26 protein-coding genes and 1 pseudogene are annotated in these 25680 nt (G+C 60.4%); 13 read left to right on the top strand and 14 right to left on the bottom strand.

Features of this window, described 5'->3' with window-relative positions; all coding sequences use genetic code 11:
• Nucleotides 1-24: 24 nt before the first annotated feature.
• Nucleotides 25-276 carry a hypothetical protein gene (locus I6L37_RS07365; protein WP_042025886.1) on the top strand — a complete coding sequence of 84 codons (252 nt, stop codon included), beginning with the start codon at nt 25-27 and terminating at the stop codon, nt 274-276.
• Nucleotides 277-416: 140 nt separating this feature from the next.
• Here I6L37_RS07365 and I6L37_RS07360 read toward each other — a convergent pair whose 3' ends face one another.
• Together I6L37_RS07360 and I6L37_RS07355 are read right to left on the bottom strand one after the other, a co-directional pair.
• Nucleotides 417-629, bottom strand: a complete 213-nt coding sequence (locus tag I6L37_RS07360) for a hypothetical protein (protein WP_026457462.1) — start codon at nt 627-629, stop codon at nt 417-419.
• A gap of 64 nt (nt 630-693) precedes the next feature.
• Entirely contained in the window at nt 694-1017 is a 324-nt protein-coding gene (locus I6L37_RS07355) for a hypothetical protein (protein WP_216993649.1), read from the bottom strand.
• A gap of 214 nt (nt 1018-1231) precedes the next feature.
• Here I6L37_RS07355 and I6L37_RS07350 point away from each other — a divergent pair, with 214 nt between their 5' ends.
• Together I6L37_RS07350 and I6L37_RS07345 are read left to right on the top strand one after the other, a co-directional pair.
• Nucleotides 1232-1951 carry an SDR family oxidoreductase gene (locus I6L37_RS07350; RefSeq protein WP_216993648.1) on the top strand — a complete coding sequence of 240 codons (720 nt, stop codon included), beginning with the start codon at nt 1232-1234 and terminating at the stop codon, nt 1949-1951.
• Between the two features lie 111 nt (nt 1952-2062).
• Nucleotides 2063-3451 (top strand): hypothetical protein, encoded by a 1389-nt coding sequence (locus I6L37_RS07345; RefSeq protein ID WP_216993647.1) that lies wholly within the window; start codon nt 2063-2065, stop codon nt 3449-3451.
• 78 nt (nt 3452-3529) lie between these two features.
• On the opposite strand, the gene parC is transcribed toward I6L37_RS07345, so the two are convergent.
• The 9 genes and pseudogenes from parC to nudF form a co-directional block, all read right to left on the bottom strand.
• Nucleotides 3530-5821: a DNA topoisomerase IV subunit A gene (parC, locus tag I6L37_RS07340; protein ID WP_216993646.1), complete on the bottom strand. Its 2292-nt coding sequence runs from the start codon at nt 5819-5821 to the stop codon at nt 3530-3532.
• A gap of 63 nt (nt 5822-5884) precedes the next feature.
• A complete protein-coding gene (locus I6L37_RS07335) occupies nt 5885-6196 on the bottom strand; it encodes an antibiotic biosynthesis monooxygenase (protein WP_216993645.1) in 312 nt (103 codons plus the stop codon).
• 20 nt (nt 6197-6216) lie between these two features.
• The gene (gene parE, locus I6L37_RS07330) at nt 6217-8103 is read right to left on the bottom strand and encodes a DNA topoisomerase IV subunit B (protein WP_216993644.1); all 1887 of its coding nucleotides are present in this window, start codon (nt 8101-8103) and stop codon (nt 6217-6219) included.
• Between the two features lie 114 nt (nt 8104-8217).
• A pseudogene (locus I6L37_RS07325) lies at nt 8218-8331 on the bottom strand (GFA family protein); the annotation flags it as partial.
• 36 nt (nt 8332-8367) lie between these two features.
• Nucleotides 8368-8991: an NUDIX hydrolase gene (locus tag I6L37_RS07320; RefSeq protein WP_216993643.1), complete on the bottom strand. Its 624-nt coding sequence runs from the start codon at nt 8989-8991 to the stop codon at nt 8368-8370.
• A 2-nt stretch (nt 8992-8993) separates the two neighbouring features.
• On the bottom strand, nt 8994-9581 hold the full coding sequence (locus tag I6L37_RS07315; protein WP_216993642.1) for a YqiA/YcfP family alpha/beta fold hydrolase: 588 nt from the start codon (nt 9579-9581) through the stop codon (nt 8994-8996).
• Between the two features lie 10 nt (nt 9582-9591).
• The gene (cpdA, locus tag I6L37_RS07310; protein WP_201941705.1) at nt 9592-10410 is read right to left on the bottom strand and encodes a 3',5'-cyclic-AMP phosphodiesterase; all 819 of its coding nucleotides are present in this window, start codon (nt 10408-10410) and stop codon (nt 9592-9594) included.
• Between the two features lie 22 nt (nt 10411-10432).
• A complete protein-coding gene (locus I6L37_RS07305; RefSeq protein ID WP_026456746.1) occupies nt 10433-10882 on the bottom strand; it encodes a DUF1249 domain-containing protein in 450 nt (149 codons plus the stop codon).
• Between the two features lie 96 nt (nt 10883-10978).
• Entirely contained in the window at nt 10979-11620 is a 642-nt protein-coding gene (gene nudF / locus I6L37_RS07300) for an ADP-ribose diphosphatase (RefSeq protein ID WP_026456747.1), read from the bottom strand.
• A 309-nt stretch (nt 11621-11929) separates the two neighbouring features.
• On the opposite strand from nudF, the gene tolC reads away from it, so the two are divergent.
• A complete protein-coding gene (gene tolC, locus I6L37_RS07295) occupies nt 11930-13252 on the top strand; it encodes an outer membrane channel protein TolC (protein WP_026456748.1) in 1323 nt (440 codons plus the stop codon).
• Nucleotides 13253-13353: 101 nt separating this feature from the next.
• On the opposite strand, the gene hldE is transcribed toward tolC, so the two are convergent.
• Nucleotides 13354-14781 carry a bifunctional D-glycero-beta-D-manno-heptose-7-phosphate kinase/D-glycero-beta-D-manno-heptose 1-phosphate adenylyltransferase HldE gene (hldE, locus tag I6L37_RS07290; RefSeq protein ID WP_042025895.1) on the bottom strand — a complete coding sequence of 476 codons (1428 nt, stop codon included), beginning with the start codon at nt 14779-14781 and terminating at the stop codon, nt 13354-13356.
• A 204-nt stretch (nt 14782-14985) separates the two neighbouring features.
• Here hldE and lpxL point away from each other — a divergent pair, with 204 nt between their 5' ends.
• The 7 genes from lpxL (at nt 14986) to I6L37_RS07255 (ending at nt 23153) form a co-directional block, all read left to right on the top strand.
• Nucleotides 14986-15909, top strand: coding sequence for an LpxL/LpxP family Kdo(2)-lipid IV(A) lauroyl/palmitoleoyl acyltransferase (lpxL, locus tag I6L37_RS07285; protein WP_042025896.1), 924 nt, complete (start codon nt 14986-14988; stop codon nt 15907-15909).
• 643 nt (nt 15910-16552) lie between these two features.
• A complete protein-coding gene (locus I6L37_RS07280) occupies nt 16553-18481 on the top strand; it encodes a PTS mannitol transporter subunit IICBA (protein WP_216993641.1) in 1929 nt (642 codons plus the stop codon).
• A 37-nt stretch (nt 18482-18518) separates the two neighbouring features.
• The gene (locus tag I6L37_RS07275; RefSeq protein ID WP_042025898.1) at nt 18519-19667 is read left to right on the top strand and encodes a mannitol-1-phosphate 5-dehydrogenase; all 1149 of its coding nucleotides are present in this window, start codon (nt 18519-18521) and stop codon (nt 19665-19667) included.
• A gap of 116 nt (nt 19668-19783) precedes the next feature.
• On the top strand, nt 19784-20305 hold the full coding sequence (locus I6L37_RS07270) for an MltR family transcriptional regulator (protein WP_042025899.1): 522 nt from the start codon (nt 19784-19786) through the stop codon (nt 20303-20305).
• Between the two features lie 171 nt (nt 20306-20476).
• Nucleotides 20477-22264, top strand: coding sequence for a sodium:proton antiporter (locus tag I6L37_RS07265; protein ID WP_216993640.1), 1788 nt, complete (start codon nt 20477-20479; stop codon nt 22262-22264).
• On the top strand, nt 22261-22839 hold the full coding sequence (locus I6L37_RS07260) for a DNA-J related domain-containing protein (protein WP_026457684.1): 579 nt from the start codon (nt 22261-22263) through the stop codon (nt 22837-22839). Before I6L37_RS07265 ends, I6L37_RS07260 begins: the two co-directional genes overlap by 4 nt.
• Before the next feature lie 65 nt (nt 22840-22904).
• Nucleotides 22905-23153, top strand: coding sequence for a hypothetical protein (locus I6L37_RS07255; protein WP_026457683.1), 249 nt, complete (start codon nt 22905-22907; stop codon nt 23151-23153).
• Between the two features lie 43 nt (nt 23154-23196).
• Here I6L37_RS07255 and I6L37_RS07250 read toward each other — a convergent pair whose 3' ends face one another.
• Both I6L37_RS07250 and zntB read right to left on the bottom strand, forming a co-directional pair.
• Nucleotides 23197-23715, bottom strand: coding sequence for a mechanosensitive ion channel domain-containing protein (locus I6L37_RS07250; RefSeq protein WP_026457682.1), 519 nt, complete (start codon nt 23713-23715; stop codon nt 23197-23199).
• A 9-nt stretch (nt 23716-23724) separates the two neighbouring features.
• A complete protein-coding gene (gene zntB / locus I6L37_RS07245; protein ID WP_216993639.1) occupies nt 23725-24690 on the bottom strand; it encodes a zinc transporter ZntB in 966 nt (321 codons plus the stop codon).
• A gap of 118 nt (nt 24691-24808) precedes the next feature.
• Here zntB and I6L37_RS07240 point away from each other — a divergent pair, with 118 nt between their 5' ends.
• Both I6L37_RS07240 and I6L37_RS07235 read left to right on the top strand, forming a co-directional pair.
• Nucleotides 24809-25261, top strand: a complete 453-nt coding sequence (locus I6L37_RS07240; RefSeq protein WP_026458268.1) for a YaiI/YqxD family protein — start codon at nt 24809-24811, stop codon at nt 25259-25261.
• A gap of 120 nt (nt 25262-25381) precedes the next feature.
• Nucleotides 25382-25651, top strand: coding sequence for a PepSY domain-containing protein (locus I6L37_RS07235; RefSeq protein WP_216993638.1), 270 nt, complete (start codon nt 25382-25384; stop codon nt 25649-25651).
• Nucleotides 25652-25680 lie beyond the last annotated feature (29 nt).

Genomic DNA, 25680 nt, shown 5'->3' with positions numbered 1-25680 from the left:
AGAAAACCGGACCGCATTACCGCGATGCAACAGATCATCGATGCCGTCAAACAGGAGTTCCCCCTCTATCAGGCCGACACCTTCAAATGCGGCCCCGACAACACCTGCATCGGCTGCCCGAAGAAACTGATGGAACTGGTCGATACCGAGCTCTGCTACTGGCAATACCAGATCAATCGCGGCATCCCGCCCACCTTTGACGAGCTATCCAGCTTTGGCAAGATGTGCCGCAATATCCGGCGGGCATTGGTGCGCAACGGCCGGATCCCCGCCTGACCATTTCACTGCGTCTTAAACCTCTGATAGGGCTGGCGGAGTGAAGCCAGCGCTCCCGCGCCCTGCTTTGGCAAACCAGAATGGAAGAAGGAGCCTTATCGGCTCCTTCTTGTTATCTGCGGTGGTGCAGCCTGACCTGCTCAGGTCAGGTAGTAGCGCCACATCCGCACCGGCTCCGAGTAACCGACCCGGATGCAAAACGGCGAGAGGTCTTGGTTGGCCTGCTCCAGTGTGAGAGTCTGCTGGGCATCCTCCTCGCACCACTGCACAAAATCGTCGCTGTTGAAGCTGTAGTGATCCCCGTGAAAGATCCCGTGAGCCTCGATAAGCCCGATGGCTTTTTCTGTTTCCATGATTGGCCTCCTGGCACTGGGGTGTCCCCTTCCAGTTTAGGCCCCGGGCAGGAAGTTGGCAGGGTCAGGGGGTGATGGTCCACATGGCGCTATCCATCCCGGTCTCGCGAAAATCGATGACCACGGGATACTCGGTGCCGCAGCCCGTCACCGTCCAACGCTCTTGCCAGTAGCGACTCCCCGGATCCCCCTTGGGCAGTTGCAGCACGGCGGGTACAAAACGCTCCGGCGCCTCGCAACCCTGGGTTGCCACCCAGCCCGCGACACCGACCATGGCATCCCGGATCAGTTGCTGGTTGGCCATGGTCCCCTCCTGCACGGGTTCACGGGTCTCGGCATGCAGCGGCAATAGCCAGGCAGCACACAACAAAAACAGGGCAACTCTCATCCTCTCACCATCCTTGCATCAATAACGCCAATACATGGTTCGATTGGCACTTAACCATCATGCCCTGAAAGACATTCAAACAGAACCCGGCCATGCCTTCACCAATACAAACCGCGATGCAGCTCCCATCTCGCTATTACCGGATGTGTATTGAGGTTCGTATCGTGCTCCAATCAGAACCCTCAATCACTAACGACACCACACAGAGCCCAAAATGACCCAACCCCTTGTCGTGATCACCGGTGCCAGCTCAGGGATTGGTGCCGCCTGCGCCACCCTCTTTGCCGAGCGAGGCCACCCCTTGCTCCTCTTGGCTCGCCGCATCGAGCGTCTCGAAGCGCTGGGGCTCCCCAATACCCAATGTCGTCAGGTAGACGTGACCGATCGTGCGGCTTTGAGCGAAGCCGTCGCCGAGGCAGAGGTCCGCTTTGGGCCGGTGGATCTTATCGTCAATAACGCGGGTCAGATGCAGCTCGCTCCCCTCGCCGAACAGTCGCCCGAGGAGTGGGATCGGATGCTGGATGTGAACGTGAAGGGGGTGCTTAACGGCATTCACGCCGTGCTGCCGACCATGCTGGCGCGCCGCCACGGCACCATCATCAATATCGGCTCGGTTGCCGGACGCAAGACCCACCCCAGCCATGCCGTCTATTGCGGCACCAAATTTGCCGTGCACGCCATCTCGGAGAACCTGCGCGAAGAGGTGGCACAGCACAATGTGCGGGTCATTACCATCGCCCCCGGCGCCACCGACACAGAGCTGGTCAGCCACTGCGGCAAGGCTATTCAGGAGGGGTTCGAAGCCTGGAAAGCAGATATCGGCGGCGTGATGTCGTCACGCGATGTGGCCGAAGCGGTGGGCTTTGCCTATGCCCAGCCCCAGCATCTGTGTATCCGCGAGATCGTGCTGGCGCCAACCCGGCAAGAGCCGTGATGCGCCCTATTATCTCGTTTGTATATGGGCGTCGTTTCGCGAACGTCTGATTACGCTTCGCTAATCAAACCTACGGCCCTAACTTAATAAAATTAAAGCCAAGGATAAAGAATGACTATAAGAATAGAATACCTACCCCATGCGAAGCGTTTTTTACAGTTTCTGATTGATGAGATGGGTGATGAAAACTGGCTTAGACGCAGAGAGACCCTTAGAAAAAGAATAGAATCTTACGAGTCAAAAATATCTCCAGACAATGGACCGCTGGAGCTACAGATGTTTCCTGCACCAGAAAATGACCTTACATGGTATATGTTTCTTATTGACATACAAGGAAATGATTTATGTTCTGATCATAGCTTTGAATCCCATAGAATATTGCCTTTCTTTGCTTCAATAGGAGAACAAATCGACAGCATATCTAAAGTAAATGGCGTGACTCATATAATTAGAAAGTTGATATCTGAAAACTCAAGAAACACTGATGAAGTATTGCTCGAATTACTTGTTGCTGCTCTCTACTTGAGAAATGGTTATGAAATAGCATTCATAAAAGAAACTCCTCCAAAAAAACAGCCAGACATTAAAGTAGTAACTGGCCAAGGGTGCGATCTGTACGTTGAATGTAAAAGAGTATTAAGAAAAGGAGAATATTCAAACTCAGAGAAATCGCAATGGGATTTAATTTGGCAACAACTGAGTGAAAAAATGTTATCTACAAATAGAAACTATTGGGTCGACATTACCTTTAAAAGGGAGCTGAGTGATACCTCGGCCAAAAAAGTGATTAATGCTTTTAAAAAGCTACATATTTCTGGCGTTGGTCCAGTTGGGATAAAGTTTCACTCAAGTGCTTTTGACATGAGCTTGCATAGAGTCAACCAAGTAAAACTTGACTCACACTTTTCCAAAAACCTAGTGAAACCACTAACACCACAAATAGATGAACTAATTTTTGGAAACGTAGACTCTAACGAAAAAAGATCTACTGCATGTCTAGCTAAAAACATTGAACGATACGGTAATAAAGACTCTGTATTAAATATATTTATTGATGAGTTAAAACTATGTGCTGGGGCACAATGGCGATGTTCTGATACAAAATCCATATCTAGAAGGGCAAGATATTTTACATCTCTTGTAGGTAGGGCAGTCCAACAAATCCCTCAAGATGAGCTAGGAGTTGTCCATGTTTTATACGAAACAAACGAAGGTCCAGAAATAGAGATTAAGCGGAGAGAAAAACATATAGAAGAGTTCAACAAATTTTCATCTAAAAATACTCTAGGGGCTTTTCTACATGGAGTTCATTTTTATCCAATGACAGATCACTTTGAATGGGCTGAAACACTCAGTGAACACTCTACTATAGATAACTTACAAGATGTTATTTTTGAAAAACCATTACTATTAGACTTCGACGTGCAAAGAGGAACAGGGATTACAGGGCAGACACACTGGGAGCAAGACATTGAAAATAGAATTTCTCAGTCAATTTAAATAAAGCCATTTTTATGTTAGACATTCTAAATAGTATTTATGCTAGCAGGGAGCGACTAATCGCTCCCTTCATATTAATTACCCTTCCTGATTTTCCGCAACTACCGGTTCGGCACCGGCGACGGGTTCAATCTCTATTCTATCCACCCGCTGCAAACCGCGGGGCAGCTTGGCGCCGCGGCGGCCGCGCTCGCCGCGGTAGTAGTCGAGATCCGAGGGTTTCAGGGTCAGCTTGCGCTTGCCGGCAAAAAGAGTCACCGACTGGCCTTGCGGGATGACGGCGGCCATCACCACAAACTCCTCCCGCGCCTTCACCCGCGCCGACGGGATGCTGATGAGCTTGTTGCCCTTGCCCTTGCCGAGCACCGGCAGGGTATTGAGCGGGAACAGCAGCATGCGCCCCTCGTTGGAGATGGCCATGCAGAGATCCGTGTCCGGCGCGCCTATCCTCTGGGGCGCCATTACCAGGCCCCCTTCCGGCACGGTGAGCAGCGCCTTGCCGTTCTTGTTCTTGCCAATCAGATCGTCATATTTGCAGACGAAGCCGTAACCTGCGTCGGAGCAGATCAGATACGGTTCGCCCTCGTTGCCCATCACCAGATGGCGTACCTCTTCGCCGGCCCCCAGCGCAAAACGACCGGTGAGCGGCTCGCCCTGGCTGCGGGCAGATGGCAGAGTGTGGGCCTCGAGGGAATAGGTGCGTCCCAGGGTAGAGAGGAACACCGCCTGCTGGTTACTGCGACCGCAGGCGTGGGTGAGATAGCTATCCCCCGCCTTGTAGGAAAGCCCCTCGGCATCCACATCGTGGCCCTTGGCCGCGCGCACCCATCCCTTGTCAGAGAGGATCACGGTGACCGGCTCGCTCGGGGTGAGCTCCTTCTCGGTCAAGGCCACGGCGGTGGCACGCTCCACCAACGGGGTGCGGCGATCGTCGCCGTACTTCTCGGCGTCCGCCAGGATCTCTTTCTTGAGCAATGTGCTGAGACGACGCTCGGAGCCCAGGATGAGTTCGAGCTTGTCGCGCTCTTCGGCCAGCTCATTCTGTTCGGCACGCAGCTTGAACTCTTCGAGCTTGGCCAGGTGGCGCAGTTTCAGCTCGAGGATCGCCTCGGCCTGGGTCTCGCTGATGTTGAAACGCTCCATCATCACCCGGCCCGGCTCCTCCTCGGTACGGATGATCTCGATCACCTCGTCGATGTTGAGGTAGGCGATCAGCAAGCCTTCGAGGATATGCAGGCGGGCCAGCACCTTGTCGAGACGATACTGCAGGCGGCGGCGCACCGTCTCGCGACGGAAAGTCAGCCATTCGGTGAGGATGGTCTTGAGGTCTTTCACCTGCGGCCGGTTGTCCAGCCCCAGAATGTTGAGGTTGACCCGGTAGTTCTTCTCCAGATCCGTGGTGGCGAACAGGTGGGCCATCAGCCCCTCCACGTCCACCCGGTTGGAGCGCGGCACTATCACCAGACGGGTCGGGTTCTCGTGGTCCGACTCATCGCGCAGATCGGTAACCATGGGCAATTTCTTCGCCACCATCTGGGCGGCGATCTGCTCCATGATCTTGGCGCCGGAGGCCTGATGGGGCAGCGCGGTGATGACGATGTCGCCATCTTCTTCGCTCCAGACCGCCCGCTGCTTGATGGAGCCCTTGCCGGTCTCGTAGATTTTGCGGATGTCATCGCGCGGCGTGATGATCTCGGCGTTGGTCGGGTAGTCCGGCCCCTGCACATGGGCCATCAAATCGTTCAAACTGGCGTTGGGATTATCGAGCAGCTCCACGCAGGCGTGGGCCACTTCCCGCGCATTGTGGGGCGGGATGTCGGTCGCCATGCCCACGGCGATGCCGGTCACCCCGTTGAGCAGGATGTGCGGCAAGCGTGCGGGCAGCACCACGGGTTCTTTCATGGTGCCGTCGAAGTTCGGCGTCCACTCCACCGTGCCTTGGCCGAGCTCGGAGAGCAGCAGCTCGGAGAAGCGCGACAGGCGCGCCTCGGTATAACGCATGGCGGCGAAGGATTTGGGATCGTCCGGCGCCCCCCAGTTGCCCTGACCGTCCACCAGCGGGTAGCGGTAGGAGAAGGGCTGGGCCATCAGCACCATGGCTTCGTAACAGGCGCTGTCGCCGTGGGGGTGGTACTTACCGAGTACGTCACCCACGGTACGGGCCGACTTCTTGTGCTTGGAGAGGGCGGAGAGCCCCAGCTCGCTCATGGCGTAGATGATGCGCCGCTGCACGGGCTTGAGGCCGTCGCCGATATGGGGCAGGGCCCTGTCCATGATGACGTACATGGAGTAGTTCAGGTAAGCCTGCTCGGTAAAGGCGCGCATGGGCTGGCGCTCTACCCCGTCCAGACTGAGCTCTAGATCACTCATGTGGTGCTTCTCTTGGTTATTTGGGTCGCGGCCGTGGCCGCCAAAATCGTGGGCAAGGGCGCGTTACAGACCGTAATCGCGCTCCACCCTTGCAATGCGTGTCTTGAAGGTGCGATACCACTGCTCGCGGCCGAGGCGCTGGGCCTCCTGGTGCTCGAGATCACCCTTCCAGTGGCGGATCGACTCGAGATCGCGCCAGTAGGAGACAGTGATGCCCACCCCGTCACGGGCCGACTCCACACCGAGAAAACCCGGCTGGGTGCGGGCCAGTGCCAGCATGCGTTCGGCCATGGCGGCGTAGCCCTCATCCACGTCGGTGCGCTCTGAGGTGAAGATCACCGCGTAGTAAGGGGGTTCCGGGGTATTGGCTATCATCTGTGCTCCTTGTCCGGCTCTCACACCTCGGCGAGGTTGCCCTTCTCTTCCAGCCATTCGCGGCGATCACCGGCGCGCTTCTTGGCCAGCAGCATGTCCATCAGCTGCAGCGTCTCTTCCCCTTCGTCCATGGTGAGCTGCACCAGGCGACGGGTGTTGGGATCCATGGTGGTTTCCCGCAGTTGCTTGGGGTTCATCTCGCCCAGGCCCTTGAATCGGGTCACCATCACCTTGCCCTTCTTCTTCTCGGCCTCGACCCGCTGCAGCACGCCGTTCTTCTCGTCCTCGTCGAGGGCGTAGAACACCTCCTTGCCGATATCGATACGATACAGGGGCGGCATGGCCACATAGACGTGCCCCTGCTCCACCAGGGCGCGGAAGTGCTTCACAAACAGGGCGCAGAGCAGGGTGGCGATGTGCAGACCGTCCGAGTCCGCATCCGCCAGGATGCACACCTTGCCGTAACGCAGGCCACTGAGATCGTTGGAGTCGGGATCGAGCCCGATGGCCACCGAAATATCGTGCACCTCCTGCGAGGCAAGCACCTGACCGGCCTCCACCTCCCAGGTGTTCAGGATCTTGCCGCGCAGGGGCATGATGGCCTGGAACTCGCGATCCCGCGCCTGCTTGGCGCTGCCGCCTGCGGAGTCCCCCTCCACCAGGAACAGCTCCCCCTGCATGGGATCGGCGCAGCCGCAGTCGGTGAGCTTACCGGGCAGGGCCGGGCCTTGCGTTATCTTCTTGCGCACCACCGTCTTGGCGGCGCGCATCCGGCGCTGGGCGCTGGAGATGCAGAGCTCGGCCAGCTGTTCGGCCAGCTCGGTGTTGCTGTTCAAGTAAAGGCTGAAGGCATCCTTCACCACGCCGGAGACAAACGCCGAGCTCTGGCGGGAAGAGAGCCGCTCCTTGGTCTGGCCGGCAAACTGCGGATCCTGCATCTTGATGGAGAGGATGTAGGCGCAGCGATCCCAGATGTCTTCCGGGGTCAGCTTCACCCCGCGCGGCAGCAGGTTGCGGAACTCGCAGAACTCGCGCATGGCGTCGAGCAGGCCCTGGCGCAGACCGTTGACGTGGGTACCGCCCAGGGCGGTGGGAATGAGGTTCACATAGGATTCGGCGAGGCATTCGCCCCCTTCCGGCAACCAGCACAGCGCCCAGTCCACCGCCGACTGATCGGTGCTGAAGGTGCCGACGAAGGGCTGCTCCGGCAGGCAGGTGAACTGCTTGACCGCGTCGACCAAGTAATCCTTGAGGCCGTCTTCGTAGCACCACTCAAGCTTGATGCCGGTGTTCTTGTCGAGGAACTTGATGGTGAGGCCAGGGCAGAGCACGGCCTTGGCCTTGAGCAGGTGTTCGAGCTTGGAGACCGAGAACCTGGGGGAGTCGAAATAGCTCGCCTGCGGCCAGAAACGCACCCGGGTGCCGGTGTTGCGACGCCCGCAAGTGCCTGTGATGGTCAGCTCCTGCACCTTGTCGCCACGCTCGAAGGCGATGCCATAGACCTGGCCGTCCCGGCGCACCGTCACCTCGACCCGATCGGACAGCGCGTTCACTACCGAGATCCCCACCCCGTGCAGACCGCCGGAGAACTGGTAGTTCTTGTTGGAGAACTTGCCCCCCGCGTGCAGCTTGCAGAGGATCAACTCCACCCCGCACACCCCTTCCTCCGGGTGGATGTCGACCGGCATGCCGCGGCCATCGTCGATCACCTCGAGGGACTGATCCTCGTGGAGGATCACCTCCAGATTGCGGGCATGCCCCGCCAGCGCCTCGTCGACGCTGTTGTCGATGACCTCCTGGCCGAGGTGATTGGGCCGGGTGGTGTCGGTATACATGCCGGGGCGACGACGCACCGGTTCAAGGCCATTGAGGACCTCAATGGCATCCGCATTGTATTGAGTAGACATGGAGGGCCTTGCGAATTGACGTTTGGAGGGAATCTTAACTGCTAGGCGGGATCAGGACAAACGCCCCGCACAGAAAGCTTGATCTGAATAGGCGCGCGGCCCGCTTTTGACTCATCGGCGGGGTGTTACCACACCGTCCGGCAAGCTGAGTTCCAGCACTACGGCCCCGCAATGACAGCTGGCCTTGTGCTTCGCCTGAATGGGGGGATTGCCGATGCGCTTGATCATCTTGCCTCCTTGCCACCAATCCACGTACCGAGTGCATCAATCGAACAGGGTATCGCTCCGCCCCTCTTGCACATGCCGGTGCAGGGTATGCAGTTGGGATTCCACCACCCGGTGGCGGGAGAGTGGGGGCAGTGCCTCGATGGGGAAATAGGCCGCCCCCCGGGTTTCATCGGTTTCGGTGAGCAGCTGGCCGCCGGCCACCTCGCACAGAAAGAAGGCCTTGTGGGCGTGGGGCAGCTGGGGCGGATGGGGGTGTTTGAGTTTGTCGAACAGGGCCAGCAGTTGCACCGCCCGGCACTCGAGGCCGGTCTCTTCCACCACTTCGCGCACCACGGCAGCAGCCGGTGAGTCGCCGATATCGCACCAGCCACCCGGCAGAGTCCAGCCGCCGTCGCTGCGCTCCTGCACCAGCAGGATCCGTCTTGCCTCATCCACGATGAAAGCACGCACATCCAGCTTGGGGGTGGGATAGCCAGTGTCGAGGGCGATCCAGTCGCTGATGGCCTCGGGGGCCAGCTCGCTCTGGCTGGCGATAAGAGCAACCGTGGCCGCTCTCAGCGCCTCGAAGCGGCCGATATCGAAAGGGTCTTTGGAGTAGGTGAGCCCCGCCTGCGCCGTGGCCAGTACCTGTTCCAGAAAGGCGGCCAGCGGCGGTGGCATGATCAGAGCCCGAGGAAGCGGACGATTTGGGCGGGGTAGCGCTCGAACGCCACGAAGGCGTGGTTACCACCGCACTCCAGCGACAGGCGGGCGAAGCGGTACTCCTCCAGTGCCTTGCGATAGTCCAGCACCTCATCTTCCTGCTGTTGCAGCACCCAGAGCCGCTCGGGGGCGGTCACCGGCACCGCCAGCGCTCTCAGTTCGTCCATGTGCGCCGGCAACAGCTCGTAGCGCTCATCGGTATAGGGATTGGTTTGGGGGCCAAGATAGTCGCACAGGAGCTCATGGGGACGCACCGCCGGATTGATCAGGGCCGAGCGGCAGCCATACAACTCACTGACTCTGGTCGCCATAAAGCCGCCGAGGGAGCTGCCCACGGCGCCGAGCCGCAGCGCAGCGCCATGGCGAGCGACAAGATCCGCGATGGTCTGCTCGATGGCCGCCCAGGCCGCCGCCGGAGTATTGGGCTGGGCCGGGATCACCACCTCGATATCGGGCCTGTGTTCTGCCACCCAGGCCGCCATCTGTTGCGCCTTGGCGGAACCCGGCGAGGAGTTGAAACCGTGCAGGTAGAGGAGGACGGGTTTCATGCAGTACTCCTCAGTAACCGGTGGCATTGGGGTCGGGCACGAACTGGCCGACCGGCAGACGCCACACCTGGCTGGCGATGCGGCCATCCGGGTAGAGGGTGAGGTAGCGCCAGCCCGGGCCGGACTCGTCCAGCGCGAAACCATCGGAGAGCGGCTTGAACTGGATGCAGGTGGAGGGACTGGAAATCAGCCGCACCCCGCGATGCACCTCGTCAAACTCCTGATGGACGTGGCCAAACAGTATGGTCTTCTGCTGCGGGTGGCGGGCAAGTACGGCAAACAGGTCGTCGGCGTTTTTGAGGTTGTGCTGATCCAGCCAGGCGCAGCCCACCGGCACCGCCTGATGGTGCAGGGCGATGAGGGCGTGACGATCCGGATATTGGCGCAGAGCGTTGTCGAGAGCCTCCAGCTGGTGATCCCCGATCATGCCGTGGGGTTTGCCGCGCACCTGGGTGTCGAGCAGGATCACCTGCCAGTGCTCGCCCACCAGCTGCTTGGCCTCGCTGATCCCGGCGGCATGCAGGTGCTCCGTCATCAGGGGGCTGTCGTCATGGTTGCCGGGCAGCCAGTAGATGGGGCGGGAGAGCGGCGCCATCATGGTGGCGAAGCGCTGGTAGGACTCCGGACTGTGGTCCTGCGACAGATCGCCGGTGGCCAGGATCAGGTCGTAAGGGTGGGCGTTGGCCTGCACCTGCTCCAGCACGGCGGCCAGGCTCTCTGCGGTGCGCACAGCCAGCAGCCGACCCTCGGCGCTGGCGAAAAGATGGGTATCGGTAATTTGCAGCAGGTGCACACTGCCGTCCTGCGCCTGAGGTAGCTCTGTTTCCAAAATCACGCTTCTTTATATTTGTTCAACTGGAGATATTGATCGGACTGGTACCATGTCTGAGACAAAATTTCAGCCATTCGGCCAGAAACAGATTTACCTGCTCCTTTTCATCCCGCTGGTGCATCTTTTTATTGGGATAATCATAACGTGGTTGCAAACGAGAAATCTGTTGCGTTGCACACACTTCCGCCATTCGCACATCATGATACAAACGGATCTCTATTTGCGCCTGCAGATATTCGGGCAATTCGGGGTTGTGCTGGCTCAGCAGCACCTCGCTGGTGAAGCGGCTCTCGCCACAGACGGTGAGCTGGAACTGCAGATCGTTGCCGACCCGGTAGCGCCGCTCGGCCCCTACCTCTCCACCCGGGGGCAGCAATTTCATCAGCGCCATGTAGTTAACCTCACAGGTGCGCTGCAAGGACATCAAATCAGGTACATAGCGTTTGAACGGGCTCTGGACTAACGACATGTTGCAGCTCCATCAATCCCATCCCACGGGTAGTTGAACTCGCAGGCGAGCAGATCTGGCACGTGAACGCTGGCCTGAAGCCGGGTCATCGCCATCTCAGCGATCCGCCAACCAGCGGGCGCGCAGCTCGCCATGATTGAGAGCCAGCCACTGCAGGGCGATGACGGAGGCGGCGTTGTCGATGCGCCCCTCCTTGAGCCAGGCATAGGCCTGCTCGCGGCTCACCACGTGCACCCGGATATCTTCCCCCTCTTCCGCCAGACCGTGCAGTCCCTCGGCCTTGCTGGCATCCACCTCGCCCACATAGACCTCGATCCGCTCCGTGCTGCCACCCGGACTCACCAGGTAGCTGATGGCGTGCTCGCAGCGACCCACCTCGATGCCGGCCTCTTCCACCGCTTCGCGACGTACCACGGCCTCGGCAGTCTCCCCTTCATCTATGATGCCGGCCACCAGCTCCAGCAGCCAGGGGGTGCGACTGGTTTCCATGGCGCCGATGCGGAACTGCTCCACCAGCACAATCTGGTCGCGTACCGGATCATAAGGTAGCAGCGCGGCGGCGTGGCCCCGCTCGAACAGCTCGCGGACTATGGGTTGATTCCAGCCACCAGCAAATAACCTGTGCTGCAAACGATAAACGTTCACCTTGAAGAAGCCGTTATAACCCGATGATTTTGAAATTATTTTTACGTCTTCGGCGGCATAGTGCCGATCCTGCGGCAGGGGATGCTGTGACATTCGAGGCTCCCGTCAGCTTGACTTGAATCTGTTTGACCATAAAATCCGAGGAACATGAATGAACATTCATTCACTCTCTGCACCAAGGTCAATGAGGGGTGGATTTTAGCAGCCACAGACCATTTGGCTAGGCACAGGGGGGAGAAAATAGCGTTCGGTTCTTGACGTTCCCGTCACTGGACCGGAGACTCTTGGCATTAAATTTTGCTAACTAGTAGAGTGATTAAGCTGCAATCAAGCTTGGTCGGTGACAATATTTGCCCTCTTCCAGCAACCATTTTGGGTTACTACATAAGGTTAAAACGATCTATGAAAAGAACACTCTTGTCCGTCATGGTGTTGCTGGGCGTCAGTGCCGGTGCCCATGCCGAGAACCTGCTCGACATCTACCAACAGGCCCAGCTCAAAGACCCGCAGTTGCTGCAATCCAAGGCAGTACGCGACCAAGCCTTCGAGAAGATCAATGAATCCCGCGCAGCCCTGTTGCCCCAGATTAATCTGGGCGCCGGTCTGAACTACCTGCAGAACAAGAACGATACCCAGACCGGTACCACCGCCAGCGGCTCCCTCTCTCTGGATCAGTCCATCTATCGTCGCAGCAACTGGGTCAACCTGGATCTGACCGAGAAGAGTGCCACCCAGTCTGACGTCGCCTACAACCTTGAAATCCAGAACCTGATGCTGCGTACCGCCCAGGCCTATTTCAACGTGCTCAAGGCGATGGACACCCTGGAATTCGTACGTGCCAACAAGGTGGCCGTAGAGCGTCAGCTGGAGCAAACCCAGCAGCGTTTCGAGGTGGGTCTGACCGCCATCACCGACGTGCATGAAGCCGAAGCCTCCCGTGACCAGGCGCTGGCGGACGAGATCAGCGCCGAGAACGAGCTGGACAACAGCTACGAGACCCTGCGCGAGCTGACCGGTATCGACCATCGTTCGCTGGATGTGCTCAACACCGAACGCTTCAGCCCGCAGAAGACCGCTTTCGGCTCCGACAAGTGGCTGGAGCTGGCGCTGGACAAGAACCTGCAACTGCACAGTGCCCGCATCGCGAAAGACATCGCCAAGGAGCAGATCGATCTGGCCAAGACCGGCCACGAACCGACTCTGGATCTGGGTGCCGGTCTCTCCGCCAGCAACACCGACTACAAGGATGAAGTGATCAACCCCGAGAGCAATGGCAACCAGGCCAATGTCGGGCTGACCTTCAAGCTGCCCATCTACAGCGGCGGCGCCACCAGCTCCCAGGTCAAACAGGCACAGTTCAACTATGTGGCCGCAAGCGAGCTGCTGGAGAAGAACTTCCGCTCGGTGCAGAGCACTGTGCGCTCTTCCTACAACAACGTGAACGCCAGCATCGGCTCGGTACGTGCCTACAGCCAGTCCGTCATCTCCGCCGACAGCGCCCTGAAGGCGACCGAAGCCGGTTATGAGGTCGGTACCCGTACCATCGTCGACGTGCTGGACTCCACCCGCAAGCTGTACGACGCCAAGCAGAAGCTCTCTGCCGCCCGTTACAACTACATCCTCAACATCCTGAGCCTGAAACAGGCGGCCGGCATCCTGGAAGAGCAGGATCTGGTAGAAGTGAACCAGGGACTGATGCCCGCCAGCGCCAAACCCAAGGCCTGATAGCATCACCCGAATATGAAAAAGGCGACCACAAGGTCGCCTTTTTGCTGCCCGTTACTGGGCTTGAATGCGGGAGCCGCCAGAGAGGGCCCCGCTCGACCTTAACCGCGCTCGCGGATGGTCTTGATGATGTCGGTGGTGGAGCAGCCATCCTCGAAGTTGAGAACACGCACCTCGCCACCGTTGGCAGTCACCTCGGCGTAACCGGCGATCTCTTCCGGCTTGTAGTCGCCACCCTTGACCAGCAGGTCTGGCAGGATCTCGGCGATCAGACGCTGCGGCGTGTCTTCACCAAACGGCACCACCCAGTCCACGGCTCCCAGCGCAGCCAGCACCGCCATGCGACGCTCGGTGGGGTTGACCGGACGGCCAGGCCCCTTGAGGCGGCGCACCGACTCGTCGGTGTTGACCGCCACGATCAGGCGATCCCCCAGCTTGCCGGCATTGGCCAGATAGGAGACGTGACCGGCATGCAGGATGTCGAAGCAGCCATTGGTCATCACCACCTTCTCGCCACGCAGGCGGGCGGCGCGCACGGCCACCTTCAGCTGGGCCTCGGACATGACGCCGAAGCCGGTCTCCTGCTCGGTGTAGAGCGCGTTGGCCAGCTCCACCGGGCTGACGGTGGAGGTACCCAGTTTGCCGACCACGATGCCGGCAGCCGTGTTGGCCAGGGCACAGGCTTCATCCAGGCTCTTGCCTGCCGCCAGTGAGGTAGCCAGGGTGGAGATCACGGTATCGCCGGCACCGGTGACGTCATAGACCTCGTGAGCCTGGGCCGGCAGGTGCAGCTCTGGCTGCCCTTCGCGGATCAGGGTCATGCCGTTTTCGGAACGGGTCACCAGCAGGGCATCCAGCTCGAAACGCTTGACCAGTTCCAGGCCTTTGGCGACCAGCTCGTCTTCACTCTTCACCTTGCCTACCACGGCTTCGAACTCGGACATGTTGGGAGTCAGCAGGGTGGCGCCACGATACTTCTCGAAGTCGGTTCCCTTGGGGTCGACCAGCACCGGGATACCGGCGGCGCGGGCACGCTTGATCATGCCGGGCACGTCGTTGAGGGCACCCTTGCCGTAGTCGGAGAGGATCATCACGTCGGAGTTCGGCAGCGCCTGCTCCACCTTGCCCATCAACAGGGACGCATCGACCGCATGGAAGCCCTCTTCAAAGTCGAGGCGCAGCAACTGCTGGTTGCGCGACAGCACCCGCAGCTTGGTGATGGTCGGATAGTCGGCCAGGCGCACGAAGTCACAGGCGACCTTGACGCCGGCCATCTGGCCAGCCAGGGCATCGGCCGCCTCATCCTGACCGGTCAGGCCCAGCAGCACGGCCTGGGCACCCAGCGCGGCGGAGTTGAGGGCCACGTTGGCAGCGCCGCCCGGGCGCTCCTCGATGTGCTCAACCTTGACCACGGGCACCGGTGCCTCGGGCGAGATCCGGCCGGTGGGGCCATGCCAATAGCGGTCAAGCATGACATCGCCAACGACCAGAATGCGGGCTTTTTCAAACTCGGGCAGGGTGATCTTCATCTGTATAGACTCTCAAAACCTGAAAAATCAGCCGCCGATTTTATCACACTCTTTTAGCCGGTGTAGAAAAAGCCGAACGCGGTTGCCAACCCTTGTCACGTAAAGCGGACGCAACGACCCCTCTGACCAGCGCACGGCTATTCGCCCACTCGCCCCCTTTTCGGATAGAATCTCCCGATTGTGTTTGCGAACAAGAGATTAGCCATGGCACACGACAACGCTCCCCGCCTTGAGCCCCGCCTGTTTCATCCCCGTTACTGGGCCAGCTGGTTCGGCCTCTCCCTGCTTTGGCTGCTGACCCTGCTGCCGTGGCGCAGCCAGATGTGGCTGGGGCGCCACCTCGGTCGTCTCGCCGCCAAGGTGCTCAAATCGCGAGTCAGGATTGCCCGCCGCAATCTGGAGCTGGCGATGCCCGAGCTGACCAAGGATCAGCGGGAGAAGCTGCTCGTGCAGAATTTCGAGAGCGTCGGCTGCGCCATCTTCGAGGTGGGCATCGCCTGGTTCTGGCCGGACTGGCGGATGCGCAATCTGATGAAGGTAGAAGGAGAAGAGCACGTCATCGCCGCCGTGGAACAGGGCCAGGGCATGCTGTTGCTCTCCTGTCATTTCCTGACTCTGGAGCTCAATGCCCGCTGCTTTGGCCTGGTACGTCCCGGGGTCGGCGTCTATCGCCCCAACACCAACCCGGTGCTGGAATATGCCCAGTACCATGGCCGCTGTGCCTCCAACAAATACCTGGTGGATCGCACCGACGTGAAGGGGATGATCAAGGCGCTGCGCAACGGCGACGCCCTCTGGTACGCGCCGGATCACGACTACGGTGCTCATGCCAGCGTGTTCGTACCCTACTTCGCGGTGGAGCAGGCCGCCACCATCACAGGCACCGCCACCCTGGCGCGGGTGAAGAACACCGTCACCCTGCCCTGCTACAACATCCGCACCAAAGAGGGCTACACCCTGCACATAGGGGCACCGCTGGCCGATTATCCCACTGGCGATGACCTGGCCGATGCCGCCCGCGCCAACAGGGAGATAGAAGCCGCCGTTCGGCAGGCGCCGGAGCAATACATGTGGCTGCACCGCCGCTTCAAGACCCGCCCCTCCCCCGAGGACGCCGGCTTCTACTAACGACCCCTGTGATAAAAAACCCATAAAAAAAACCGCCTGCTGGCGGTTTTTTTATGGGCCTTCCACGAACCTCGATGCTCTCTCTTATCACCCTCATCAAACGACCTTTGGCAAGAGAAATCGACGCTCACATAAATCCCTTTCTCCCCTCTGCAAGTAACACCTGATGGTAAACGAACGAGACCTAGTTACTTAGGGCAAAAACTGAAAGTGGGCTACAAATTTATTGATTCATTGATAAGCAGGATCTGATCGCCAGAAATCGATTGCTACCACCCCGAATAGTCGCACTCGCCAGCAAGCCTCATTTGGATGCAAAAATTAAACTTGTGACGTAGATCACTTATTACAATATCTTGCGCAAACGATAAATAGTGATGGCGATCCCAAAAAATGGGAGTCAAAAACAGGAAATGTCGAAATGTAGCCGAATTACACGAATTTAATGTGACCGTCGTCACTATGGAACTAGGTATCACCCCGGGGTATGTGAGATGTAGATCACAAGACACCCCGTTTTCAGCCTAATTTGATCGCAAGCTGGTAGATTGAAGTTGCTTAGACGACTAGGGATGGGGGTTCGGCAAAACCCGTCATCCCGACTACTACTTTCAATCAAACAGGCTTAAAACGGGGTGCCGTCATGTTATCACCGGATACCAAAGTCAAGATACAGAATTTTGGACGCTTCCTGTCCAATATGGTCATGCCCAACATAGGCGCCTTCATCGCCTGGGGGTTCATTACCGCCCTCTTCATCCCCACCGGCTGGCTGCCGAGCGAAACCTTGGCCAAGCTGGTCGGCCCCATGATCACCTACCTGCTGCCGCTGCTGATTGGCTACACCGGCGGCAAGCTGATGGGTGGTGAGCGGGGCGGCGTGGTGGGCGCCATCACCACCATGGGGGTCATCGTCGGTACCGACATCCCCATGTTCATGGGCGCCATGATGGTTGGCCCCCTCGGCGGCTGGGCCATCAAGCGCTTCGACAAGGCGATGGATGGACGCGTCAAGAGCGGTTTCGAGATGCTGGTCAACAACTTCTCCGCCGGTCTCATCGGCATGTTGCTGGCCATCCTCGCCTTCTTCGTGATCGGTCCCTTCGTCAAGGTGCTCTCCGGCATGCTGGCGGGCGGTGTCGGCTTCCTGGTTGACAACAACCTGCTGCCCCTCACCTCCATCTTCGTCGAACCGGCCAAGATCCTGTTCCTCAACAACGCCATCAACCACGGCATCTTCTCGCCGCTGGGGATCCAGCAGGCCACCGAGCAGGGTAGCTCCATCTTCTTCCTGATCGAAGCGAATCCGGGCCCTGGCATGGGCGTGCTGCTGGCCTACATGGTGTTCGGTCGCGGCGCCGCCAAGCAATCTGCCGCCGGCGCCTCCATCATCCACTTCTTCGGTGGCATCCACGAGATCTACTTCCCGTACGTACTGATGAATCCGCGCCTCATTCTGGCCGTCATCGCCGGTGGCATGACAGGGGTCTTCACCCTGACCCTGTTCAACGCGGGTCTGGTCTCCCCGGCGTCTCCGGGCTCCATCTTCGCCGTGCTGCTGATGACACCCAAGGCTTCCCTGGTGGGCGTGCTGCTCTCCATCGCCGCCGCTACTACCGTCTCCTTCCTGGTCGCCGCCGTCTTTGTCCGTGCCCAGCAGCCGGAAGCCGACGAGGCCGATGCGCTGGATGAAGCCACTCGCAAGATGAAAGCCATGAAAGGCGGCAAACCGGAAAGCGCCCCCGCCAAGAAGAGCAATGGCGAACTGATGGCGGTACGCAATATCGTGGTTGCCTGCGATGCGGGCATGGGCTCCAGCGCCATGGGTGCCGGCATGCTGCGCAAGCGGGTGCAGGCCGCCGGTCTCGACATCAGCGTGACCAACCGCGCCATCGATCAGCTCGATGATCAGGTGGACTGGGTCATCACCCACAAGGATTTGACCGAGCGGGCCCGCCGCCATGCGCCGCACGCCCATCACATCTCGCTCACCAACTTCCTCGACAACGCGCTCTATCAGGAGCTGGTACAAAGCCTGACCCAGGCCCGCGCCGCCAACGACGACGTGGCCAACCCCAGGCTGCTGGTGGCTGCCAACGATGACAACTATGAGCAGCAGGAGCCGGAAGTCTTCACCCTGAGCCTGCAGGACGTGCATCTGGGCCTCAAGGCCGACAACAAGGAAGAGGCCATCCTGGCGGCCGGCAAGCTGCTGGCGGAGCGGGGCTATGTGGCCCCGGACTACGTCAACGCCATGCTGGAGCGCGAGCAGCTGGTCTCCACCTATCTCGGCGAGTCCATCGCCGTGCCCCACGGCACCATCGCCGCCAAGGAGCACGTCAAGCGTACCGGCATCGTCATCTGCCAGTATCCGGCCGGCGTTCCGTTCGGCGAGGCGGCAGACGAAGTGGCACGCCTGGTGATCGGCATCGCCGCCCGCAACGACGAACACATTCAGGTGATAACCCGCCTGACCAATGCACTGGATGAACCCGGTCTCATCGACCAGTTGGCCAGCACCACGGATCCCCAGGCTTTCCTGGATCTGCTGGGTGCCGAACAGGCCGCCTAATCATCCTTCATCGTCTTTGGTTATAGAGGTTAACATCATGAAAACTTTACATTTTGGTGCAGGCAATATCGGTCGTGGCTTCATCGGCAAACTGCTGGCGGATGCCAGCCACCAGGTCACCTTCGCCGACGTCAACGAGACCCTGATCGACCAGCTCAACCACCGTCAGGAGTACAGGGTCCACGTGGTGGGGGCAGACCAGAAGCTGGACGTGGTGCGCAACGTCGCCGCCGTCAGCTCCGCCGGTCATGAGGTGATCGCCCGTCTCATCACCGCCGATCTGGTGACCACGGCGGTCGGCCCCAACATTCTGGACAAGATTGCCAGCACCCTGGCCAAGGGGCTACAGGCACGCTTCGATGCAGGTAACCTGACTCCGCTCAACATCATCGCCTGTGAAAACATGGTGCGCGGCACCAGCCACCTCAAGCAGGAGGTACTCAAGTATCTGCCTGTCGCGTATCATGCCACCCTCGAATCCTGCGTCGGTTTCGTCGACTCGGCGGTGGATCGCATAGTCCCGCCCACGGCCGCGGCCAACGACGATCCACTGGAGGTAACGGTGGAGAGCTTCAGCGAGTGGATCGTCGACCAGACCCAGTTCAAGGGCGAGCTGCCCCAGGTAGCAGGCATGGAGCCCACCGACAACCTGATGGCCTTTGTCGAGCGCAAGCTGTTCACCCTCAATACCGGCCACATCGTCACCGCCTACCTCGGCAAACTCAGGGGCTATCGCACCGTGCGCGAGGCGATCGAGGATCCGGTGATCCGCAGCAAGGTGCGCCGCGCCATGGAGGAGAGCGGTGCCGTGCTGGTGAAACGCTACGGCTTCGACCCACGTCTGCACGCCGCCTATATCGAAAAGATCCTGGCCCGTTTTGCCAACCCCTATCTGGTGGACGAGATCGACCGGGTTGGCCGTCAGCCGCTGCGCAAGCTGGCGGCAGGGGACAGGCTGGTGAAGCCACTGCTCGGCACCCTGGAGTACGGCCTGCCCAATGATCACCTGCAGGAGGGGATCGCCGCGGCGCTGCACTATCGCAACGCCGATGATCCCCAGGCGGTGGAATTGCAGACCCTGCTGGCGGATCTGGGCCCGGCCAGGGCACTGGCCCGGGTGACCGGGCTGGAGGCCGACAGTGAGATAGTGGGCACCATCGTCGCCCGTTACGAGAGCATGAAGTGATCGGAGGGGCGCTCGCTGTGATCACAAGCCATTGAAGGATCGGCCAATCCGCCCCATATGACAGCAACCGGGAGAGAGGCCTTCTCTCTCCCAAGTCAGCAGGACCCAATGAAGTTATGACCACACACCAGGAAGATGAAGTACTGGAACGACTAAACGAGCAGGATGGCCCCCGCGGCTTCTTTCTCGAAGCCGTCACCATCCTGGAAGAAGCGGTCGACTCCCTGATGCGACAAGCCTTTCGTCAGGAGGAGTACGCCGTCAAATACGCCATCGAACCCTTGCTCAACCAGAGCGGCCCCCTCGGTCAGCTGGAGGTACGGCTCAAGCTCATCTTTGCCCTCGGCCTCATCTCCCTCGAGCGTTATCAAGATCTTGAAGCCTATCTGAAGTTCCGCGATTTTCTGGTGCGCGACCCCAAGGACTACCGATTCTGCGACAAACCGGTTCGTGATCTGCTCGAGCGCCTGCACGGCATCAACTCCGGCAGCATGCTCTCCCAGGAGCCCCCCGCCGACGAAGCGGATTGGCCCTTCTACCAGATGCAACTCAACCGACTCGATCAGATGGTGCGCTCCGCACTGGTGCTGGCGATCGCAGACTGCGTCAACGAGCTCCACAAGGAAAGCCCCATCTAATCAGGCCCTGCGGCCCGAGCCAGGCGACAAGGAGTCGCCCTCCCTTTTTCCGGCACCTTCCATTGCCGTTTTCTCCCTGCCATCGTCGCTGTTCCTCACTCTACGGGGTGTCAATCCGACCATGAACCCCACTACACTAGCTCCAGGTCCATTTCCTGAATCGAGGTCTTCATGATCGCTCTCTCCCTGGCTGGCATCGCTCTGGTCTCAGTGCTGGCCCAATGGCTGGCCTGGTCACTGCGGGTGCCTGCCATCCTGTTTTTGCTGCTGACCGGCCTCACGCTGGGGCCGGTCAGCGGCCTGCTCGACCCGGATGCCCTGCTCGGGGATCTGCTATTCCCGCTGGTATCGCTGTCGGTCGCCATCATCTTGTTCGAGGGGGCGTTGACCCTGCACCTGAAGGAGCTCAAGGGGATCGGCAAGGTGGTACGCAACCTCTGCTCCACCGGCATGCTGGTGAGCTTCGCCGTCATCGGCAGCGCCGGTTACTTCCTGCTGGGACTGGACTGGCGGGTCGCCATGGTGCTCGGCGCCGTGCTGGTGGTAACGGGGCCGACCGTGATCGCCCCCATGCTCAACGTGATCCGCCCCACCCGAGAGGTGGACCGAATCCTGCGTTGGGAGGGGATCGTCATCGACCCCATCGGCGCCCTGTTTGCGGTGCTGGTGTTCGAGGCGGTGCGCCTCGGCAGCCAGGGGGATCTGGTCAGCCACACCCTGCTGGCCCTGGCCAAGACGGTGGGCATAGGCACCCTGACCGGCGTGGCGGCAGGCTGGTTCACCACCCTGCTCATGCGCAAGGACTGGCTGCCGGTCACCTTGCACAAGTTCGGTGTGCTGGCGCTGGTGCTGATCACCTTCACCTTCTCCGACTGGCTCAGCCACGAATCCGGCCTGCTGGCGGTGACCGTGTTCGGCATCTGGCTCGCCAATCAGGAGGGGCTGGATCTGGAAGAGGTGCTGGCCTTCAAGGAGGACCTCGCCGTCATCCTCATCTCCAGCCTGTTCATCCTGCTGGCGGCCCGCCTCGATTTGGCCCAGCTCTGGCAGCTCGGCCCCATGGTGCTGGCGCTGCTGTGCGTGGTGCAATTCATCGCCCGCCCGCTCTGCATCCTGGTCTCGACCTGGGGGTCGGATCTCTCCTGGCGCGCGCGGGCCCTGCTCGGCTGGATCGCACCGCGCGGCATAGTGGCGGCGGCGGTCAGCGCCTCCTTTGCCATCAGCCTGCATGAAGCCGGCATCCCGGATGCGGACAAGCTGGTGCCCCTGGTGTTTGCGGTGATCATCTCCACCGTGGTGCTGCAGAGCCTCACCTCGGCACCGCTGGCGGAGCTGCTCCAGATGCGCCAAAGCGCCCCCAACACCCTGCTCATCATAGGTGCCAACTCGGTGGCGCGGGCCATCGGCAAGGCGCTGGCGGATCAGGGGGTGCCGGTTCAGCTCTGCGACCCTGCCTGGGAGTTCTGCCGCCAGGCGCGCATGAGCAACCTGCCCTGCTACTTCGGCAATCCCCAGTCGGAACATGCCGAGCTGCACCTGCCCCTCACCAGCATCAGCAACGTGCTGGCCCTCTCCCCCAACCGCCACAACAACGCCCTCGGGGTGCTGCATTTTGCCCACCTCTACGGGGAGGAGAGAGTCTACTCCCTGCGCTCCAGCGAACAGCACGGCAAGGCGAACCGGGAGAGCGCCACCTTCCGCGCCCGCCAGAACCTGTTCGGGTCCGAGGTCACCTACGCCCGCCTGAGCAGCCTGCTGAGCCGGGGCGGCCAGATCAAGGGGACCCGCCTGAGCGAGGCGTTCGACTGGGCGCAATATCAGGAGGCCAACCCGGGCGCCATCCCGCTATTCGTGCTGGATGCCAAGGGGGCGCCCCAGATAGTGACGGGACCGGTCAGTCCGGATGCCGGTGAGTTGCTGATCGCCCTGCAACCGCCAAAAGAGGCCGTCTTGCCGTGAGCACCGGCACGCCTTCAGGCAACCCGCTGCTCGCTCCCCTGCTGGCACTGCTGCAACAGGCGAGCGGCAGCTACAAGGTGCACGAATTGCTGGCAGAACTGCGCCGGCAGGGGGACATCCCCACCCTGGCCGAGGATGAGCAACTGCAGCTGTTTCGGGTCAACTTCCTCATCATGAACGCCCTCTACCAGCTGCAGGAGGAGCTTTATGAGGAGGGATGGTGGCTGGTGATCAGCACCCTGGATATCCGGCTGGAGGCTCGTGCTGGCAAGTCGACGGATGAAAAGACAATGGCGCACAACCACTCTCTTCGCGACTACTACTGCGACTGGCAGGTGTTCTGGCAGACCGACCGGGAGGAGGTAGAGGCACTGCTCAACCGCTTCTGGCAGGGCTTGGATGGCGAGGAGAACCGGCGGGAAGCGCTGGCCCTGTTCGGGCTTGCGGCCGATGCGACCCGGGAAACCATTCGCCAGCGCTGGCGGGTACTGGCACTGCGCCACCACCCGGATCGGGGCGGGGATGCAGAGGCCTTCATGCGCATCCGCTGGGCCTGGGAGTGCCTGCGAGGGTGAGCCCTTTGCGGCTCTTTGGTGCCGGACATAAACTGAAGAGGGATATTCCTCCACAGGAGCGCATCATGACCGTCAGTGAACTTCGCAAGCTCTATCAGCAACAGACCCTGCAAGAGGCCGAGATCCTGCACGATATTGCCATTCCCGGCTGGATCATCGAGTTTCGCGGCAAGGATGGCACCCTGTTCGAGCTGACTGACACCCTGGGTTGCCCCATCAGCTTCGGCACGGTCGAACAGGCCCGCGAGCATGTCCACCTGGTGGCGGACTGCCCGGTGCAGGTAGAACACCTCTACCGCTTCTTCGAGCGCTGAGCGCCCCACCACCAGCAAGAAGGCTCCTTAAAGGAGCCTTTTTTCATTCCGGTTGCAGCGGTTCCGGCTCCTTGCCCTCCAGTCGCCTGACCGGTTTTTGCAGGATCAGGTTGGCGGGATAGGTGACCAGATCGCCGTTGTCATCGCGCACCCGCACATAGAAGAGACCTATCTCGGTGATGACGCCGGTGACGGAGTCATCCTTGTCGAGGATGCGGATCCGGTCGCCAATCCGGTAGGGGAAGGCGAAGAAGATGGTGATGCTGGCGGTGATATTGGAGAGGATCGACCACTGGGCCACCATGGCCACCCCCAGCACGGCGAAGAAGGAGGAGGCCAGCACCACCAGCCGGGAGAAGTCGAGCCCCCACACCCCGGCCAGGATCAGCAAGGTGGCGCACCCTTGCAGGAAGTGGAACACATGGGCCACGTAGATGACCCGGTTCTCGCTTACCTGCTTGGTCTGGGCCAGCGCCAGCAGACTCTTGCGAATGATCCGCCGCAGCAGGGCATGGGCCAGCAACAGCAGCAGGGTGAGGCCGATGGATTGCCACATGGTCAGGTTCATGGGTCACCACCAGCGTTTGTGCTTGAGCCAGACCGCCAGCCCGACGGCCAGCGCGGTCAGGGAACCGCAGAAAATCCAGAAGGCGGTCGGGCTGTCAGCCCCCGGGATCCCCCCCAGGTTGATGCCGAACAGGCCGGTCAGGAAACTGGCGGGCAAAAACAGCAGCGCCATCACCGACATCTGGTAGGCGCGGCGGTTGGTCGCCTCCGCCATCAGGTTGTTGATCTCGTCCGCCAGCACGGCGGTACGCGCCACCCCGGCATCGAGATCGTCGAGCCAGCGCCGCAACCGATCGGCGATGTCGAGCAGGCGGCGCCTGTCATCCTCGTCCAGCCAGCTGATCTTCTCGTTGGCCAGGCGCGCTACCAGATCCCGCTGGGGGGAGAGGTAGCGACGGATCATGATGAGCTGCTTGCGGATCAGCGCCAGCCGGCCGTTGGCGGGCAGGTCCCGGGTCAACACCTGCTCCTCCAGATCGAGGATCTGGTCGTGCAACTCCTCGACAAACTCCCCAGCCCGATCGGTCAGAGCATCACACACTTCCACCAGCCAGTCGGCCGGGGTGTCGGCGCCGCCCCCCAGCTTGAGCTGGTTGAACACGTCCTGCTCTGACAGCAGCGGCCGGCGGCGGCTACTGATGATGAGACCCGGGGTGATGAAGATGCGCAGGGCCACCATCTCCTCTGGCCTGTGATCCTTGTTGTGATTGATGCCGCGCAGGATCAGCAGCACCGTCTCCCCCATCCGCACCAGCTTGGGGCGGTTGCTCTGGCCGAGCAGGGATTCGCGCGCCGCATCGCTCAGCAGCGGGGTCTGCAACAGCCAGCGTGCCGCCTCCGGATTGCCGTAATCCAGATGCAACCAGCCGGGTTCCTCCGCCGGCACCTCGCTGCCTGCCGCAAGAGGGGTCATGCCCCCCTTGCCATCCAGGGTCAGGGCATAAATCACATCACTGGGCACCCGATCCATCTCTTCTCCTCGCTGATTCAATCGCTGGGGCCCAGCTTACACCAAAGGCTGCCCCGACTCAGCCCGCCCCTGTGATACCATGCCTGCTCGCGTTTTTTTGACCACAGGAAACCACGCCATGCCGATCTGGGTTGATGCCGATGCCTGCCCCATTCCCATCAAGGAGATCCTCTACCGCGCCGCCCACCGTGCCCAGGTGGTGACCACTCTGGTGGCCAATCAGGGGCTGCGGGTCCCCCCCTCCCCCTTCATCAAGACCCAGCAGGTGGAGAAGGGATTCGACGTGGCGGATCATGTCATCGCCCAGCAGGTACAACCCGGCGATCTGGTGATAACGGGGGACATCCCCCTCGCCTCCTGGGTGATCGAGGCCGGCGGCGAGGCGCTCAATCCCCGCGGCGAGATCTACACCCGCGAGACCATCAAGGCGCGGCTCGGCATGCGCAACTTCATGGAGGAGCTGCGCTCGGCCGGGGTCCAGACCGGCGGCCCGGCCCCCCTCAACGCCGCCGACAAGCAGCGTTTCGCCAACGCCCTCGACAAGTGGCTGATCCGCGGCAAGCTGGGGTGACCCTGGCACTCTGCCCCGCTGCCTGCAAAAAAGCCCTCCGCCCGTTTCGCGCTTAATTCTTTCTTAAGCCTCACGAACTAGCCTTGTGGATGTTTGACTGACATCCACAAGGAGCCCGTGATGAAATTCTCCCCCCTGTTGTTGCTGATCCCCCTGTTCAGTGCCGCCGCCCTGGCCGAACCCCAGTGTACCCAGACCGACAAGGCCAGCTGGCTGAGCGAGGCCGATGCCCAGCCGCAGATCAAGGCGATGGGTTACGAGATCAAGAAGTTCAAGGTCACCGACACCAACTGCTACGAGATCTACGGTTGGGACAAGGAGAAGCGCCGGGTAGAGATCTACTTTGACCCGACCGATCTCAAGAAGGTGAAAGAAGAGATCGACAACTGACGTCCCGACGGGCCGCACCCCGCGGCCCT

The organism is Aeromonas sp. FDAARGOS 1407, from assembly GCF_019048725.1.
GTDB classification, from domain to species: Bacteria; Pseudomonadota; Gammaproteobacteria; order Enterobacterales; family Aeromonadaceae; genus Aeromonas; species Aeromonas enteropelogenes.
The sequence above is the reverse complement of the archived record's forward strand: the minus strand, read 5'-3'. Positions and strand labels throughout refer to the sequence as shown.

What these genes read in the sequence shown, in the direction of transcription:
- I6L37_RS07365 (WP_042025886.1), top strand. Translation starts at nt 25, where the DNA reads ATGCAACAGATCATCGATGCCGTCAAACAGGAGTTCCCCCTCTATCAG.
- I6L37_RS07360 (WP_026457462.1), bottom strand. Translation starts at nt 629, where the DNA reads ATGGAAACAGAAAAAGCCATCGGGCTTATCGAGGCTCACGGGATCTTT.
- I6L37_RS07355 (WP_216993649.1), bottom strand. Translation starts at nt 1,017, where the DNA reads ATGAGAGTTGCCCTGTTTTTGTTGTGTGCTGCCTGGCTATTGCCGCTG.
- I6L37_RS07350 (WP_216993648.1), top strand. Translation starts at nt 1,232, where the DNA reads ATGACCCAACCCCTTGTCGTGATCACCGGTGCCAGCTCAGGGATTGGT.
- I6L37_RS07345 (WP_216993647.1), top strand. Translation starts at nt 2,063, where the DNA reads ATGACTATAAGAATAGAATACCTACCCCATGCGAAGCGTTTTTTACAG.
- parC (WP_216993646.1), bottom strand. Translation starts at nt 5,821, where the DNA reads ATGAGTGATCTAGAGCTCAGTCTGGACGGGGTAGAGCGCCAGCCCATG.
- I6L37_RS07335 (WP_216993645.1), bottom strand. Translation starts at nt 6,196, where the DNA reads ATGATAGCCAATACCCCGGAACCCCCTTACTACGCGGTGATCTTCACC.
- parE (WP_216993644.1), bottom strand. Translation starts at nt 8,103, where the DNA reads ATGTCTACTCAATACAATGCGGATGCCATTGAGGTCCTCAATGGCCTT.
- I6L37_RS07320 (WP_216993643.1), bottom strand. Translation starts at nt 8,991, where the DNA reads ATGCCACCGCCGCTGGCCGCCTTTCTGGAACAGGTACTGGCCACGGCG.
- I6L37_RS07315 (WP_216993642.1), bottom strand. Translation starts at nt 9,581, where the DNA reads ATGAAACCCGTCCTCCTCTACCTGCACGGTTTCAACTCCTCGCCGGGT.
- I6L37_RS07305 (WP_026456746.1), bottom strand. Translation starts at nt 10,882, where the DNA reads ATGTCGTTAGTCCAGAGCCCGTTCAAACGCTATGTACCTGATTTGATG.
- nudF (WP_026456747.1), bottom strand. Translation starts at nt 11,620, where the DNA reads ATGTCACAGCATCCCCTGCCGCAGGATCGGCACTATGCCGCCGAAGAC.
- tolC (WP_026456748.1), top strand. Translation starts at nt 11,930, where the DNA reads ATGAAAAGAACACTCTTGTCCGTCATGGTGTTGCTGGGCGTCAGTGCC.
- hldE (WP_042025895.1), bottom strand. Translation starts at nt 14,781, where the DNA reads ATGAAGATCACCCTGCCCGAGTTTGAAAAAGCCCGCATTCTGGTCGTT.
- lpxL (WP_042025896.1), top strand. Translation starts at nt 14,986, where the DNA reads ATGGCACACGACAACGCTCCCCGCCTTGAGCCCCGCCTGTTTCATCCC.
- I6L37_RS07280 (WP_216993641.1), top strand. Translation starts at nt 16,553, where the DNA reads ATGTTATCACCGGATACCAAAGTCAAGATACAGAATTTTGGACGCTTC.
- I6L37_RS07275 (WP_042025898.1), top strand. Translation starts at nt 18,519, where the DNA reads ATGAAAACTTTACATTTTGGTGCAGGCAATATCGGTCGTGGCTTCATC.
- I6L37_RS07270 (WP_042025899.1), top strand. Translation starts at nt 19,784, where the DNA reads ATGACCACACACCAGGAAGATGAAGTACTGGAACGACTAAACGAGCAG.
- I6L37_RS07265 (WP_216993640.1), top strand. Translation starts at nt 20,477, where the DNA reads ATGATCGCTCTCTCCCTGGCTGGCATCGCTCTGGTCTCAGTGCTGGCC.
- I6L37_RS07255 (WP_026457683.1), top strand. Translation starts at nt 22,905, where the DNA reads ATGACCGTCAGTGAACTTCGCAAGCTCTATCAGCAACAGACCCTGCAA.
- zntB (WP_216993639.1), bottom strand. Translation starts at nt 24,690, where the DNA reads ATGGATCGGGTGCCCAGTGATGTGATTTATGCCCTGACCCTGGATGGC.
- I6L37_RS07240 (WP_026458268.1), top strand. Translation starts at nt 24,809, where the DNA reads ATGCCGATCTGGGTTGATGCCGATGCCTGCCCCATTCCCATCAAGGAG.
- I6L37_RS07235 (WP_216993638.1), top strand. Translation starts at nt 25,382, where the DNA reads ATGAAATTCTCCCCCCTGTTGTTGCTGATCCCCCTGTTCAGTGCCGCC.